15 protein-coding genes are annotated in these 12,971 nt (G+C 71.8%); 9 read left to right on the forward strand and 6 right to left on the reverse strand.

Translation table 11 applies throughout. The features are described from left to right. Nucleotides 1-116 precede the first annotated feature (116 nt). The 4 genes from OG371_RS32825 (at nucleotide 117) to OG371_RS32840 (ending at nucleotide 3,261) form a co-directional block, all read left to right on the forward strand. Nucleotides 117-602 (forward strand): universal stress protein, encoded by a 486-nt coding sequence (locus OG371_RS32825; protein WP_329059464.1) that lies wholly within the window; start codon nucleotides 117-119, stop codon nucleotides 600-602. Between the two features lie 93 nt (nucleotides 603-695). Beyond that, nucleotides 696-1,835: an acyl-CoA dehydrogenase family protein gene (locus tag OG371_RS32830; protein ID WP_329059465.1), complete on the forward strand. Its 1,140-nt coding sequence runs from the start codon at nucleotides 696-698 to the stop codon at nucleotides 1,833-1,835. Then, on the forward strand, nucleotides 1,832-2,794 hold the full coding sequence (locus OG371_RS32835) for an LLM class F420-dependent oxidoreductase (protein ID WP_329059466.1): 963 nt from the start codon (nucleotides 1,832-1,834) through the stop codon (nucleotides 2,792-2,794). Before OG371_RS32830 ends, OG371_RS32835 begins: the two co-directional genes overlap by 4 nt. After that, nucleotides 2,794-3,261 (forward strand): winged helix-turn-helix transcriptional regulator, encoded by a 468-nt coding sequence (locus tag OG371_RS32840; RefSeq protein ID WP_329059468.1) that lies wholly within the window; start codon nucleotides 2,794-2,796, stop codon nucleotides 3,259-3,261. The genes OG371_RS32835 and OG371_RS32840 overlap by 1 nt, the downstream gene beginning before the upstream one ends. A 64-nt stretch (nucleotides 3,262-3,325) precedes the next feature. Here the strand turns inward: OG371_RS32840 and OG371_RS32845 are convergent, their stop codons facing one another. Then, nucleotides 3,326-4,153, reverse strand: coding sequence for a PaaX family transcriptional regulator (locus OG371_RS32845; RefSeq protein ID WP_329059469.1), 828 nt, complete (start codon nucleotides 4,151-4,153; stop codon nucleotides 3,326-3,328). Between the two features lie 152 nt (nucleotides 4,154-4,305). Beyond that, nucleotides 4,306-4,863, reverse strand: a complete 558-nt coding sequence (locus OG371_RS32850) for a TetR/AcrR family transcriptional regulator (protein ID WP_329059470.1) — start codon at nucleotides 4,861-4,863, stop codon at nucleotides 4,306-4,308. A gap of 96 nt (nucleotides 4,864-4,959) precedes the next feature. Between OG371_RS32850 and OG371_RS32855 the strand changes: the two genes are divergently transcribed. After that, complete coding sequence (locus OG371_RS32855; protein WP_329059472.1) at nucleotides 4,960-5,502, forward strand: cupin domain-containing protein; 543 nt, start codon at nucleotides 4,960-4,962, stop codon at nucleotides 5,500-5,502. A gap of 4 nt (nucleotides 5,503-5,506) precedes the next feature. Here the strand turns inward: OG371_RS32855 and OG371_RS32860 are convergent, their stop codons facing one another. The 3 genes from OG371_RS32860 to OG371_RS32870 form a co-directional block, all read right to left on the reverse strand. Then, a complete protein-coding gene (locus OG371_RS32860) occupies nucleotides 5,507-6,358 on the reverse strand; it encodes a sigma-70 family RNA polymerase sigma factor (RefSeq protein ID WP_329059474.1) in 852 nt (283 codons plus the stop codon). A gap of 75 nt (nucleotides 6,359-6,433) precedes the next feature. Then, on the reverse strand, nucleotides 6,434-7,219 hold the full coding sequence (locus tag OG371_RS32865; protein WP_329059477.1) for a hypothetical protein: 786 nt from the start codon (nucleotides 7,217-7,219) through the stop codon (nucleotides 6,434-6,436). A 53-nt stretch (nucleotides 7,220-7,272) separates the two neighbouring features. Further along, entirely contained in the window at nucleotides 7,273-7,533 is a 261-nt protein-coding gene (locus OG371_RS32870; protein ID WP_329059478.1) for a hypothetical protein, read from the reverse strand. 202 nt (nucleotides 7,534-7,735) lie between these two features. Here OG371_RS32870 and OG371_RS32875 point away from each other — a divergent pair, with 202 nt between their 5' ends. The 4 genes from OG371_RS32875 (at nucleotide 7,736) to glgC (ending at nucleotide 11,641) form a co-directional block, all read left to right on the forward strand. Then, on the forward strand, nucleotides 7,736-8,515 hold the full coding sequence (locus OG371_RS32875) for a putative protein N(5)-glutamine methyltransferase (protein WP_329059480.1): 780 nt from the start codon (nucleotides 7,736-7,738) through the stop codon (nucleotides 8,513-8,515). Between the two features lie 70 nt (nucleotides 8,516-8,585). After that, entirely contained in the window at nucleotides 8,586-9,182 is a 597-nt protein-coding gene (locus tag OG371_RS32880; protein ID WP_329059482.1) for a hypothetical protein, read from the forward strand. 87 nt (nucleotides 9,183-9,269) lie between these two features. Then, on the forward strand, nucleotides 9,270-10,427 hold the full coding sequence (gene glgA / locus OG371_RS32885; protein WP_329059483.1) for a glycogen synthase: 1,158 nt from the start codon (nucleotides 9,270-9,272) through the stop codon (nucleotides 10,425-10,427). Next, nucleotides 10,424-11,641 carry a glucose-1-phosphate adenylyltransferase gene (glgC, locus tag OG371_RS32890; RefSeq protein ID WP_329059485.1) on the forward strand — a complete coding sequence of 406 codons (1,218 nt, stop codon included), beginning with the start codon at nucleotides 10,424-10,426 and terminating at the stop codon, nucleotides 11,639-11,641. Before glgA ends, glgC begins: the two co-directional genes overlap by 4 nt. Before the next feature lie 78 nt (nucleotides 11,642-11,719). Here the strand turns inward: glgC and OG371_RS32895 are convergent, their stop codons facing one another. After that, complete coding sequence (locus OG371_RS32895) at nucleotides 11,720-12,673, reverse strand: PRC and DUF2382 domain-containing protein (RefSeq protein WP_329059486.1); 954 nt, start codon at nucleotides 12,671-12,673, stop codon at nucleotides 11,720-11,722. Between the last annotated feature and the right edge of the window lie 298 nt (nucleotides 12,674-12,971).

The raw sequence follows: 12,971 nt of genomic DNA on the forward strand, positions 1-12,971 counted from the left end.
GAACGACCCCGGATCCGCTGGGTGGGAATTTTCCCTCAGCAGGCCATGATCACGCTGCGGGCCTGGGCAGAGTGTGCTGCCCGGACGGGTTCACCCGCGGGTCCCATAATGTCCGGGTGGAGCAATTGGTCGAGGAGTACGGCCCCCGCTGGGAGCCCGGGCCGTACGAGCGGGGAACCGACGGCCCGCGGGTGATCCTGGTCGGCGTGGACACGTCCCAGACGGGCCTGCGCGCGGCGTCGTACGCGGGCGGCCTGGCCCGCCGCCAGAAGGCGCGGCTGGTGATCGTGTACGTCGCGGCGCCGTCGGTGTGGGCCGGGCTGGCCGCGGCCGCCGTGGCCGACATGCAGCAGCAGACCTTCGAGGAGGAGATCGAGGAGCTGCGCACGGAACTGCGCAACCGGGCCCACGAGCTGGGCGTGCCGATCACCTTCATGGTCCGCCGCGGCGAGGCCTTCCCCGAACTGCAGCAGGCGGCCATCGACGAGAGCGCGGACATGGTCGTGGTGGGCGCTTCCGAGCAGGCCGGCCACCGGCTGGTCGGCTCGGTGGCCAACCGGCTGGTCCGCGCCGCGCAGTGGCCCGTGGTCGTCGTGCCCTGAGTTTTCCCGGCTGAACCGGCGGCGTTGACAGCCGCCCGAGGTGCGGTAAGAATAATGAACCGGTAAGAAATTTGAACCGTTTGGGGGCGTCGCATGGATCCACAGGACGAGCTGTCGGGTGCGGCGGCGAAGCTCGGCGCGCTGGCCGGGGAACACGCCGCGGAGACCGAGCAGCGGCGGGCGCTGGCCCCCGCAGTGGTCGAGGCGGCCCGGACTTCGGGCCTGTTCCGCACGGGGCTGCCCAGGTCGCTCGGGGGAGCCGAGCCGTCCGCGGCGGCGGTGCTGCGGGCCGCGGAGAAGGTGGCCGAGAGCGACGCGTCGACCGGCTGGTGCCTCTCGATCGCCGCGACCAGCAGCCTGCTCGGCGCGTACCTGCCCGCGCAAGGCGGCCAAGAGGTCTTCGGTGACCCGGCTTCGATCGCCGCCGGGGTGTGGGCTCCGCGCGGGAAAGCGATCCCGGCCGGTGGCGGCGTCACGGTTTCCGGGCGCTGGTCGTTCTGCAGCGGGGTGCCGCACGCGGACTGGGCCTTCCTCGGCTGCATCCGGCCGGAGGGGGACGGCGGCCGGCTGGTCGTCGCCGCGATCCCGACCGCCGAGCTGACGGTCCACGACACCTGGCACACCTCCGGCCTGCGCGGCACCGGCAGCCACGACACCAGCGCGGACGAGGTCTTCGTGCCCGCGCACCGCCTGCTGTCCGTTGTGGACGGACCACCCGCGAACGCCGGTACGCTGCACCGGTTCCCGCTCTTCGGGTTCTTCGCCGCGTCGATCGCCGCGGCGGCGCTCGGCAACGCCCGCGGCGCCATCACCGAACTCGTCGAGCTGGCCGGGGCGAAGAACCCGAGCGGTTCGCGGCGCACGCTCGCCGAGCGCTCGGCCACGCAGGGCGCCGTCGCCGGGGCCGAGGCCTCGCTGCGCGCGGCCCGTGAGTTCTACTACCGCGCCATCGGCGACGCCTGGCAGGCCGCCGCTGCCGGGTCCGCGGTGATCGCCGAAGAGCTGCGACTGGCGTTGCGGCTGGCTTGCACCCATGCCGTCCGGACGTCGGCGGAGGTCGCGCGGACGATGTACGACCTCGGCGGCGGCTCGGCGATCTACGAGACTTCGCCGTTGCAGCGCCGGTTCCGCGACGCGCACACGGCCACCGCGCACTTCCAGGTCAACCCCGCCACCTACGAGCTGGCCGGCCGGGTCCTGCTCGGCCTCCCGGCGGACACGGCGCAGCTGTGAGCGGAATCGGGGTGGTGACGCCGTTCTGGCTCGACCGGCCGGACGCCGAGGCGGTCGAGATCGCCGTGGAGGCCGACCGCAACGGCTTCGGCGAGCTGTGGATCGGCGAGATGGCGACGTTCGACGCGTTCGCGCTGGCGACGGCCGTCGGGCTGCGGACGGAACGGATCGGCGTGCGCGTCGGCCCGTTGCCGATCGGCGTCCGCACCCCGGTTTCGATGGCGCTCGGCGTCTCGTCGGTGGCGGGGCTGACGCGGCGGCCGGTTGGGCTCGCGCTCGGCGGCTCGAGCCCGGTGATCGTCGGCCGCTGGCACGACCGGCCGTGGGAGCACGCCGCGGGCCGGATGCGCGAGACGGTCGGGGCGCTGCGTTCGGTCCTGAGTGGACAACGGCTTTCCGTTGCCGGGGAACACATCCGCAGCGGCGGGTTCCGCCTGCGCCAGCCGGTGCCGGAGCTGCCGATCACGGTGGCGGCGTTCGGCCCGGCGATGACCCGGGTGGCCGCGGAGGTGGCGGACGAGGTCGTGCTCAACCTGGTGCCGCCCGCGCGGGTCGCGGCGGCGCGGAAGGTCGTGGACGCGCACGCCGCTGCCGCCGGGCGGACACCGCCGCGGCTGGCGGTGTGGATCCCGGTGGCGCTCGACCCTGGCGCGGCCACGCGACGTCAGCTGGCCGCGCAGCTCAGTGTCTACCTGAGCCCGACGGGTTACGGCGAAATGTTCGCGTCGCTGGGTTACGGCTCGCTGGTGGCTTCGGCGCGGTCCGGTGCGTCGCGTGCCGAGCTGGCGGCCGCCGTCCCGCCGGAGCTGGCCGCGGCCGTCGGCGCGATCGGTGACGTCTCGCAGGTTCGCGCGCGGATCGCCGAGTACCACGCGGCCGGCGCGGACCACGTCGGCCTGGTCCCGGCGACGGCGGAAGACCCGGCCGGCCGGGCGCTGCTGCGTGAGCTGGCGCCGTGATGGCCGCGGAACACGAGCTGCGCCACCGCTTCACCGCCGAATCCGTCGGCCGGTCGCTGGAGGTGCTGGGCGAGCGCTGGACCCTGCTGATCCTGCGCGAGGCGTTTTTCGGCGTGCGGCGGTACGCGCAGTTCGCGCGCAACCTCGGCATCCCGCGCCCGACCCTGTCCGCGCGCCTGAAAAGCCTGGTGGAGCTGGAAGTCCTGGACCGCGTGGTGTACGCGACGGACCCGGACCGCTTCGAATACCGCCTCACCCCGGCCGGCAAGGCGATCTTCCCGGCCCTGGTCATCCTGATGCGCTGGGGCGACGACCACCTCCCGGCTCCGGACGGCCCGCCGTTGGTCCTGCGCCACAACCCTTGCGGTGAACCGGTTTCGCCGTATCTGGCCTGCCGCCACTGCGGCGAGGAGGTCACCACGGGGAACGTGACCCCGGAGCCGGGCCCGGGCTACCACGGCGGGTAACCCGGGCCTGGGACTCAGGCGCGGGTGAAGATCTGGGACCACTCCCAGCCGCAGCTAGCAGGGGTCAGTCCTCGCCGCCGTCGACGATCGTGTCCCAGTGGCGCTGGGCTTCGGTGCGCCATTCGGCGTAACGGCGGTGGAACAGGTCTGCTGCCTGGGCGCCGCTCCAGCGTTCGGGCAGCAGGTCGGGCGGGAGGCCGGGGTCGAGGAACGGGAAGCGGCGCCATTCGTGGATCAGGCGGGTTTGCGCCAGCAGCACGGCCTCGCCCGAGCGGGGTGCGAGGCCGGTGAACTCGTCGATGAACCGCTCGTAGTGGCGGTCCAGCTCGCTGAGGTCCCAGGCGCGCGCGGCCATCTGGTGCTCGTCGCCGATGTCCGCGTAGCCGGCGACGAACGACATCGCCTGGCCGCTGTCGGTCAGGTCCCCGACCAGCCGCGCGGCCTCGGCCTGCGCGGAGGTGTCCGGGCTGATCCACACCCCCGGCGCGGGCGAGCCGAAGCCCGCCCAGCTCAGCCGCGTGCGCATGCGGTGGCGCAGGTCGCGCTGGGTCTCCGGCACGGACACCAGCAGCACGAGCCAGCGGCGGTCCCATTCCTCGCGGCCGCGGCCGAAGCTGTAGATCCGCTCGGCGCCTTCGGTCAGCAGCCGCCGCCCCGGCGGGGTCAGCGACCAGCGCACGCGCCGTCCGGCCCGCTCGGACTGCAGCCAGCCCTCGCCCGAAGCCCGGGCCAGCGCCTGCCGCGCCGACTTCTCCTCGACCTTGAACAGGGCCAGCACGTCGACCAGCGTGGAGGTCCAGACCGCGTCCTGGCGCGGCAGCACGTACTCGCCGAGCACCGTCATCAGCAGCGACCGGGCACTGGTGTGCGCCAGCTCGCGCCGGCGGGTCACAGTGGGCCGGATAGCCGCCACGAGCGGATCACCGCCTTCCGACGAGACGGGGACGGGCGTCCGGCCAGGTTACCGCTCCGGCCCGGCCCGGACGCCCGGTTCCGGGACAATCCCCGGCCCGTTGTCACGGCGGGAAAGCCGCGGCGGGAAAGTCACGGCAGGAAGACCGCGGCGGCCTCGTCGGCGAGCACGGCGGCGCGCGGGGCGTCCGGATCGGTCTGGGCCAGGTGCGTCAGCCCGAGGATGGCCGCGTAGGCGACCCGCGCCCGGGACTCCGCCCGGGCCGGTGACAGGCCGAGCTCGCGGTAAGTCCGGGCCAGCAGTTCCAGCCGGGCCCGGTTCACCCGTCGGACCACGTCCTGGACCCGGGCGTCGTTCCGGTCGCCGAGCAGGCTCAGGTGCACCGACGGCGCCAGCGGCTGGACGGCCTGCACGACCGCGGTGAGCAGGTCGCGCAACCGCTGTGCCGGATCGGTGATCGCGGCGAACGCGGCGAGGCTCTCTTCGCCGTGGCTCCGCCCCCATTCGGCGAGCGCGGCCGCGATCAGCTCGTCCCGGTTCCGGTAGTGCGCGTAGAAACTGCCCTTGGTCACGCCGAGCGTCCGGGCCAGCGGCTCGACCCCGACCGCGGCCAGCCCGCCGTCCGCGATCGCCTGCAGTGCGGCCCGTGCCCAGTCCTGGGCGGACAGCCGGGGCGGCTTGCTCACCATGGGCAGGAGGATACGCGGGCGTATTGACCGGTCCGCGGACGCCGGATACGGTGGCGTATCCATACGCCACCGTATCCACGTGTCAGGAGCTATCCGATGGAGCACACCAGAATTCGCCGGGTGGTCACCGGCCACGACTCCGCGGGCCGGGCCCGGGTGGTCGACGACAGCGCGGTCGAGCCCATCACGTCCGAGCTGATGCCCGGCGCCGCCGTCTACCGGTTGTGGGGTGGCGACGAGCGGCCTGCGTTTCCGGACGACGGCTCGCCGCACCGCACCGAGGCGTACTACCCGCCCCGGAACGGATCGCGCTTCATGATCAACACCGTCGAGCCGGGCGAGCCGGTGCCGGCGCCCGGGCTCGACCGGGCCGCCGCCCTGGCCGAGCTGGAGCGGCTGATGCCGGGCGCGACGGCCGCGATGGAGTCCGGCGCCCCGGGGATGCACCGCACCGACAGCCTCGACTACGTCCTGGTCCTCTCGGGCGAGGTCACGCTCGAACTCGACGACGGCGAGCAGACGGTGCTGCGGGCCGGTGACGTGGTCGTGCAGAACGGCACCCGGCACGCCTGGCACAACCACGGCACCGAGCCCTGCACGATCGCCGGCGTGGCCATCGGCGCGGACCGCGTGTGCTGAGTCCTCAGAGGACGGCCACCACCAGTCCGGCCAGCCGCCCGGGCTCGGTGACGATCTCGATGCCGGTGATCCGGTCGCCGTCGATGGTGAACGCCATCGACGCCAGCAGCCGGCCCCGCGGGGCGACGACGAGGCCGGGCTTGCCGTCGACCAGGGCCGCGCGCGCGAAGGCGGCGCGGTCGGAGAACCGCCGCGCGCCGTTCGCCACCTGCTCGGCGCCGTGGACGATCGTGGAGTCGTCGCCGTCCACGCGCAGCACGACGTCGGGGTCGAGCACCGCGACGAGTGCGGTGAAGTCACCTTCGCGCGCGGCGGCGAGGAAGGCCTTGACGACCCGGCGCCGTCGGTCGAGGCCGGCGTCGGAAGCGGTGGTGCCGCCGCGGACCCGGCGGCGCGCGCGGCTCGCGAGCTGACGCGCGGCGGCCGGGGCGCGGTCCACGATCGGCGCGATCTCCTCGAACGGCAGCGCGAAGATGTCGTGCAGCACAAAGGCCAGCCGCTCGGCCGGGGTCAGGGTGTCGAGCACGACGAGCAGCGCGAGCCCGACCGAATCGGCCAAAACGGCCTCGTCCTCGGGATCGGTGCCGCCCGCCTGGTCCGGCAGCTCGTCCCCGGCCGGCTCCTCGCGCCGCGACGCCCGCGAGCGCAGCACGTCGAGGCACACGCGGCTGACCACGGTGGTCAGCCAGCCGCCGAGGTTCGCGACGTCCTCGGTGCCGGCGCGGCTGAACCGCAGCCAGGCCTCCTGCACGGCGTCGTCCGCCTCGGCCAGCGAGCCCAGCATCCGGTAGGCCACCGCCCTGAGGTGCGCGCGGTGGGTCTCGAACTGCTGCGCCGCCAGGTCCCACTCGTCCACTGTGCTCCTCCGGTCCGGGTGCTCTCCCCACTCTGACGCGCGCGGGCCCGCGATTGTGACTCAGGTGCGCGCCGGTCAGTGAGCGATGTCGGCGTCGAGCTCGAGAATCGCGCTCGCTACCTCGGATGGGAACAGCGTCGACCAGATGATCTCGCCAGGTGAGGGCTCCATTGCCGCAAGCGGAGACGGCTCAGGCTGCCAGGCGTCGGTCGCGATGCCGGGAACACAGTCGAGGAGCAGGGCGAAGATGGCCGGGTCGGGGCTGCCTTCGGCAAGAATCGCCAAGTATGCCTCGTGTCCGTCGTTGACATGGACATAAGCCTTGACGCGATGGTGCCGGAACTCGGCTACGGCGAGACGTCCGGTTGTGAGAGGCATGGCGATGAGACGAATCACCATTCGCTTCATTTCACGTCGCCAGGTGAGGGCTTGCTCGGCTGTGACACGCTTCCAGTCCCAGTCGCCAGGGAGGAGGCAAACGGTCGAGACAGTCTTGCCAACGGTGCATTCGCGCCGGATCGATTCGTAGAAGTCACGTTGTGGGCTGTCCGCCTGACGGTGCCCGGCCGCGCCGATCCACCACGCACCGGTACCCGGCGGAAGCCCGTTCGGCAGGTCGTTACCATGCAGTTGGGTGACGATGGCTCGCTGATCGCCGGTCTTGGCCTTGAACCACACACGATCGCTCAGTGACAAGATCCGCCGGGCTCCGCCTGCGTCCCGCTTCGCCGGGACCGCCTGTGCGGTGACGACGACCGGGCTGTCAATCTCGTCGAGGGGATGGCTGAGGTCCGGCAAAGGCAGGCCGAGATCGGCAAGGCATCTTTTGGTCGGGCGTACATCGACTGGGGCCTGAGTCATATTCGAAATGCTAGAGAACGTTCTGGCGGCATGATCAACCGCCATGTGCTGAGCTATTTCGGCAGGCCGCCGAGGTTGTCGAGCTCATCAGCGTCGAATCCGGTCATCAGGGAGATGGCAGCAGTATCGGAGCCGTTGAGTTGGCCGAGCGCGGTTTTGATCCCGGCGTTGATCTCGTCCCGGTGAGCGTCGACGTATTCGCGCACAGCAGCATCGACGATGTCCTTCTTCGAGCGCGACAGGAAGTGAGCCGCGTGGGACACAAGTTCATCGGTCGCGACATCTACCTTGATAGGCGAGGTAGCGGCAGCCATGACCGAACTCTCCTTGGGTGATGCGAGTGACCTTCTCTGGTACCAGAGTACCAGCGACTACCTGGGAAGGGTAGTGAGAGCGTCTGCTGGCGTCCCCGCAATCACAGTCGGGTGGAGCCGGGCAGGTGCGCGCCGCGTGACAGGTCCGTGCGACGGTGGGCGCGGGGAGCGCGGTGCTCCCTGGTCACCGAGAGGCTTTCCCTTGCCGGATCCCGAGTCCGTTGTCCTCCAGCTGCGCGCCGCCGGGTGCGTGTTCGCCGAGGAAGAGGCGCAGCTGCTCGTCGAGGCCGCCGCCACGGCCGATGAGCTGAACGCCATGGTCAAGCGCCGCGTCGACGGCCTGCCGCTGGAGCACGTGCTCGGCTGGGCGGAGTTCGCCGGGCGGCGGTTCGTGGTGGAGCCGGGGGTGTTCGTCCCGCGGCACCGGACCGAGCTGCTCGCGCGGCTGGCCACCGGGTTCGCGCGGCCCGGCGCCGTGGTCGTCGACCTGTGCTGCGGGTCCGGGGCGCTCGGCGCGGTGGTCGCCGCGGCCGTGCCGGTCGAGCTGCACGCCACCGACATCGAGCCCGCGGCGGTCCGGTGCGCTCGCCGCAACGTCGCAGGCCACGTCTACCAGGGCGACCTCTACGCGCCGTTGCCGAGTGAGCTGCGCGGACGCGTGGAGGTGCTGATCTCCAACGTCCCGTACGTGCCCACCGGCGAGATCGCCCTGCTTCCGCCCGAGGCGCGCGAGCACGAGCCGCGGGTGGCCCTCGACGGCGGCGGCGACGGGCTTGACGTCCTGCGCCGCGTGGTCACGCAGGCCCCGGGCTGGCTCGCGCCCGGCGGCCACGTGCTGTTCGAGACGAGCGAGGCCCAGGCGGCCCGAGCGGTGGCCGACGTCGAACGCGCGGGGCTGAGCGCACGAGTCGAGGAGTCCGAGGAGCTGGGGGCCACCGTGGTCGTCGGGCGGCGGGTCAACCCGTTGCTGCACAAGGAGTAATCCCTCCACCGGCGGTTCGCCGAGGGCGCGCGCGGGTATGTCGCCGGGGCTCGCGAGAGAAGGGACCTCGATGAAGGTTTACGCCGACCGCCCGGCCCGCCGCGCCGCCCAGCTCCTCGCCGATCTCTTCGCCCTCGGCCTCACCACCGCCGCGGTGTGGCTCGCCGTGCAGGTGCACACCGAGGTACTGCGGATGCGCGCGCCCGGCGACGGCCTCGTCGACGCGGGTTCGGGCCTGCGCAGCACGTTCGACTCGGCCGCCGGGAAAGCCGGCGGCATCCCGCTGATCGGCGACGCGCTGGCCGGGGCGCTGCACACCGGCTCCGCCGCCGGCACCAAGCTCGCCGACGCCGGGCACTGGCAGATCGACGCCGTCACCGACCTCGCGTGGTGGATGGCGGTGTTCGTGGTGGCGCTGCCGGTGGTGTTCCTGCTGGTCTCGTGGCTGCCGCTGCGCTGGCGGTTCACCCGCGGCGCGACCGCGGCCGCCCGCCTGCGCAGTCAGGGCGAAGACGGTCTCGACCTGCTCGCGTTGCGCGCTCTCGTCACGCGCCCGCTGCCGCGAGTGGCGAAGGCGGGTGAGCTGACCGCCGGCTGGCGCAAGCACGACCCCGCCGTGATCGACCGCCTCGCGGGCTGGGAGCTGCGACGGCACGGGTTGCGCTGACTGGCATTCGTGGCGTTGTCGATCACGACACGGATTCGTCTTGTCCTCGCACTGCACTCAAGGTGCCGCGCCGTTTAGGGTCGGGTCATGTTGGTCGGCCTGCTCACCCGGGAGTACCCACCGGACGTCTACGGGGGAGCGGGGGTGCACGTCGAGTTCCTCGCCCGGGAACTGCGGTCGCTGGTCGACCTCGACGTCCACTGCTGGGGCCCGGACCGTCCCGACGGCGCGCACGGGCACCGGGACCCGCACGAGTACAGCCAGCCCGCGTTCGCGACGATCGACATCGCCGTCTCGATGGCCGAAGCGCTGCAGGGCCACGACCTCGCGCACAGCCACACCTGGTACGCCAACCTCGGCGGCCACCTCGCGAAGCTCACCCACGGCATCCCGCACGTGATCACCGCGCACTCGCTGGAGCCGTTGCGGCCGTGGAAAGCCGAACAACTCGGCGGTGGCTACCGCGTTTCGTCCTGGATCGAGCGCGACGCCTACGAGGCCGCGGACGCGATCATCGCCGTCAGCGGCGGCATGCGCGAGGACGTGCTCCGCGCGTACCCGGCGGTGGACCCGGAGCGCGTCCACGTGGTGCACAACGGCATCGACACCTCGCTCTACCAACCCGATCCGGGCCAGGACGTGCTGCGCAAGCACGGCATCGACCCGGACCGGCCGTACGCGCTGTTCGTCGGCCGGATCACCCGGCAGAAGGGCGTGCCGCACCTGGTGCGCGCCGGGTTCGACCTGGCCGAGGACGTGCAGCTGGTGCTGTGCGCCGGCGGCGCCGACACCCCCGAGCTGGACGCCGAGTTCCGCGGGCTCGTCGCGGAGCTGCAGCGCACCCGCACCGGCGTGCACTGGATCCCGGAGATGCTGCCGCGCCCGGAGGTCGTCCAGCTGCTCACGCACGCGACGGTGTTCGTCTGCCCGTCGGTGTACGAGCCGCTCGGCATCGTGAACCTCGAGGCCATGGCCTGCGGCACGGCCGTCGTGGCGAGCGACGTCGGAGGCATCCCCGAGGTCGTCGACGACGGGGTCACCGGGCTGCTCGTGCACTACGACGAGGCGGACCCGGCGGTCTTCGAGGCGGAACTGGCCCGGCGGGTCAACGAACTCGTCGCCGACCCCGCCCGTGCCACCGGGATGGGCCTGGCCGGGCGGGCGAGGGCCGTGGGAGAGTTCGGCTGGGCCGCGATCGCCGCTCGGACGGTCGCGATCTACGAGGCGTGCGGGAGGGTTTCGTGATCGACGGATCCGACGTGCTGGGCATCGTCCTGGCGGGCGGCGAAGGCAAGCGGCTGATGCCACTGACCGCCGACCGCGCCAAGCCCGCGGTGCCCTTCGGCGGGGTGCACCGCCTGATCGACTTCGTGCTCTCCAGCCTGGTGCACGGCGGCATCCGGCGGATCTGCGTGCTCACCCAGTACAAATCGCACTCGCTCGACCGGCACATCAGCACTACTTGGCGGCTCTCGTCGCTGACCGGCGAGTACGTGACGCCGGTGCCCGCGCAGCAGCGGCTGGGCCCGCGCTGGTTCCAGGGCAGCGCCGACGCCATCCACCAGAGCCTGAACCTGGTCTACGACGAGCAGCCCGCCTACATCGCGGTGTTCGGTGCCGACAACATCTACCGGATGGACCCGCGGCAGATGATGGACGCGCACATCGCCTCGGGCGCGGGCGTCACCGTGGCCGGCATCCGCGTGCCGCGGGCCGAGGCGAGCGCGTTCGGCGTGATCCACACCGAGGACGGCACGAAGATCGACGCGTTCCTGGAGAAGCCGCAGGACCCGCCGGGCCTGCCGGGCTCGCCCGACGAGTCGTACGTGTCGATGGGCAACTACGTGTTCACCACGCAGGTGATGATCGACGCGCTGAAGGAAGACTCGAAGAACGTCGGCTCCAAACACGACATGGGCCGCGACATCATCCCGGCACTGGTGGAGAAGGGCGACGCGGCCGTCTACGACTTCAACGGCAACGAGGTCCCCGGCGAGACCGAGCGCGACCACGGCTACTGGCGTGACGTCGGAACCATCGACAGCTACTACGACGCCCACACCGACCTGATCTCGACGTACCCGATCTTCAACCTGTACAACCGGAAATGGCCGATCCTGGCCCACCCGGGCCAGCGCGCCGCGGCGAAGTTCGTCGAGGGCGGCACGGCCAACCAGTCGATCATCAGCAACGGCTGCATCATCTCCGGCGCCCAGGTGGTCGATTCGGTGCTGTCGCCGGACGTGCTGGTGGAAAACGGTGCTGTCGTGCAGGGTTCGGTGTTGCTCGACGGCGTCCGGGTCGGCCGCGGGGCTGTGGTCCGCCGCGCGATCCTGGACAAGAACGTCGTCGTGCCGCCGGGCGCCCACATCGGCGTTGATCTGACCCGGGACCGGGAGCACTACCACGTGAGTCCTGGTGGGATTGTGGTGCTGGGTAAGGGAGAACGGGCGCTGTAGGCCTGGTTTTCGGACACGGCGGCGGGGCCGCGCCCGTCCTCACTGGACCGGGCACGGCCCCCGCGTCGGCCTTCGGGCTTACTTGCGGTGCTTCTTCGTGCTGTCGTCCTGGATGTCGAACTGTTCCTTGCGCACCTCGCCGGTGACGGTCTGGTCTTCGGTGACCGTCTCGGTGCTCATGCGGACCCGTTCGACCGGCACGGTTTCCTTGTGCACCACGGCCTTCTCGGCGTGCAAGGTGAGGTCCTGCTCCTGTTCGCCGAGCTGGCCGTCCGGGCGGGCGCGGCCGTCGGTGATCGGCTCGCGCTCGATGCGGACCTCTTCGTGGCTGACCGGGACGGTGACCTGCTGCTCCTCGGTGACCACGTACTTGCGGAGGTGGACGTGCCCGGCCTCGACCTGCTCGGTGCCGATGTTCAGCCGCTCCTCCGAACGGATCATCTCGTTGTCACCGGTGTTCTTGCCGCTCTTCGCGGCCTTGTCCCGCTCGCCGGAGCGGCCGGACTGGGCTGCCTGGCCGGACTGGGCCCGGCCACCGGCCATGCGGTCCGACGCCATCCGGTTGCCGCCGTCCATGCCGGTTCCCGCCCTTCCGCCGGCCATGCCGCCCGCCGCGGCCATCCCGGTCTCGGCCGTGCGGTCGTCGCGGCCGCTGCGGCCGGACTTGCCGCCCGGGCCGGTGGTGCCGCGGCCGCCGTTCGCGTCGGGGGCGGTGCGGGGCATCGGCAGGCCGTAGTGGCGGTAGAGTTCGGCGCTCTCGCTGGAGGAGAGGTGACCGTCGGCGTCGATGCGGGGTGCCTCGGAGACCTGGTCCTTCGCGACGTTCACGTGGACGCCGTCGTCATCCAGGTTCGCGCCCGACAGCGGCACGAAGCTCTCCTTGCTGCCGAACAGCCCGGTCTTGACCGTGATCCACTCGGGCTCGCGTGTCGCGTCGGCGAGATAGACGTTCCCCACCTTGCCGATCTTGTGTCCCTCGGGATCGACTACGGCGGTGTCCATCAGCTGCTGGGGGTGCATGGTGCCGGCCATGTCTCTCGCGTCCTTTCTCGATCGGTGGTGCGCGTGCTCGTCGTCGAGCACCACCACCGTCGGACGCGTGGATGATCATGGCAACTCTCCGGTGCGCCGGAGGGTGACCCCGGAAAGTGGAGGTTTGACGCCGCCCGTCCGGGTAACGCACGCGCTTCCCGGACGGCCGCCCGGGATCGGGCCGGGACCGGGGCTCACCTCATTGGGTAAACCGGGGGACGGGCGCGGGTGGCGGAACCCGGTGTCCGCGCCGCTAGCCCCCAGGTGGAAGGTTTACGCAGGTCAGAATGGGTGGCGT

It is taken from the genome of Amycolatopsis sp. NBC_01480 (assembly GCF_036227205.1).
Taxonomy (GTDB): Bacteria; Actinomycetota; Actinomycetes; order Mycobacteriales; family Pseudonocardiaceae; genus Amycolatopsis.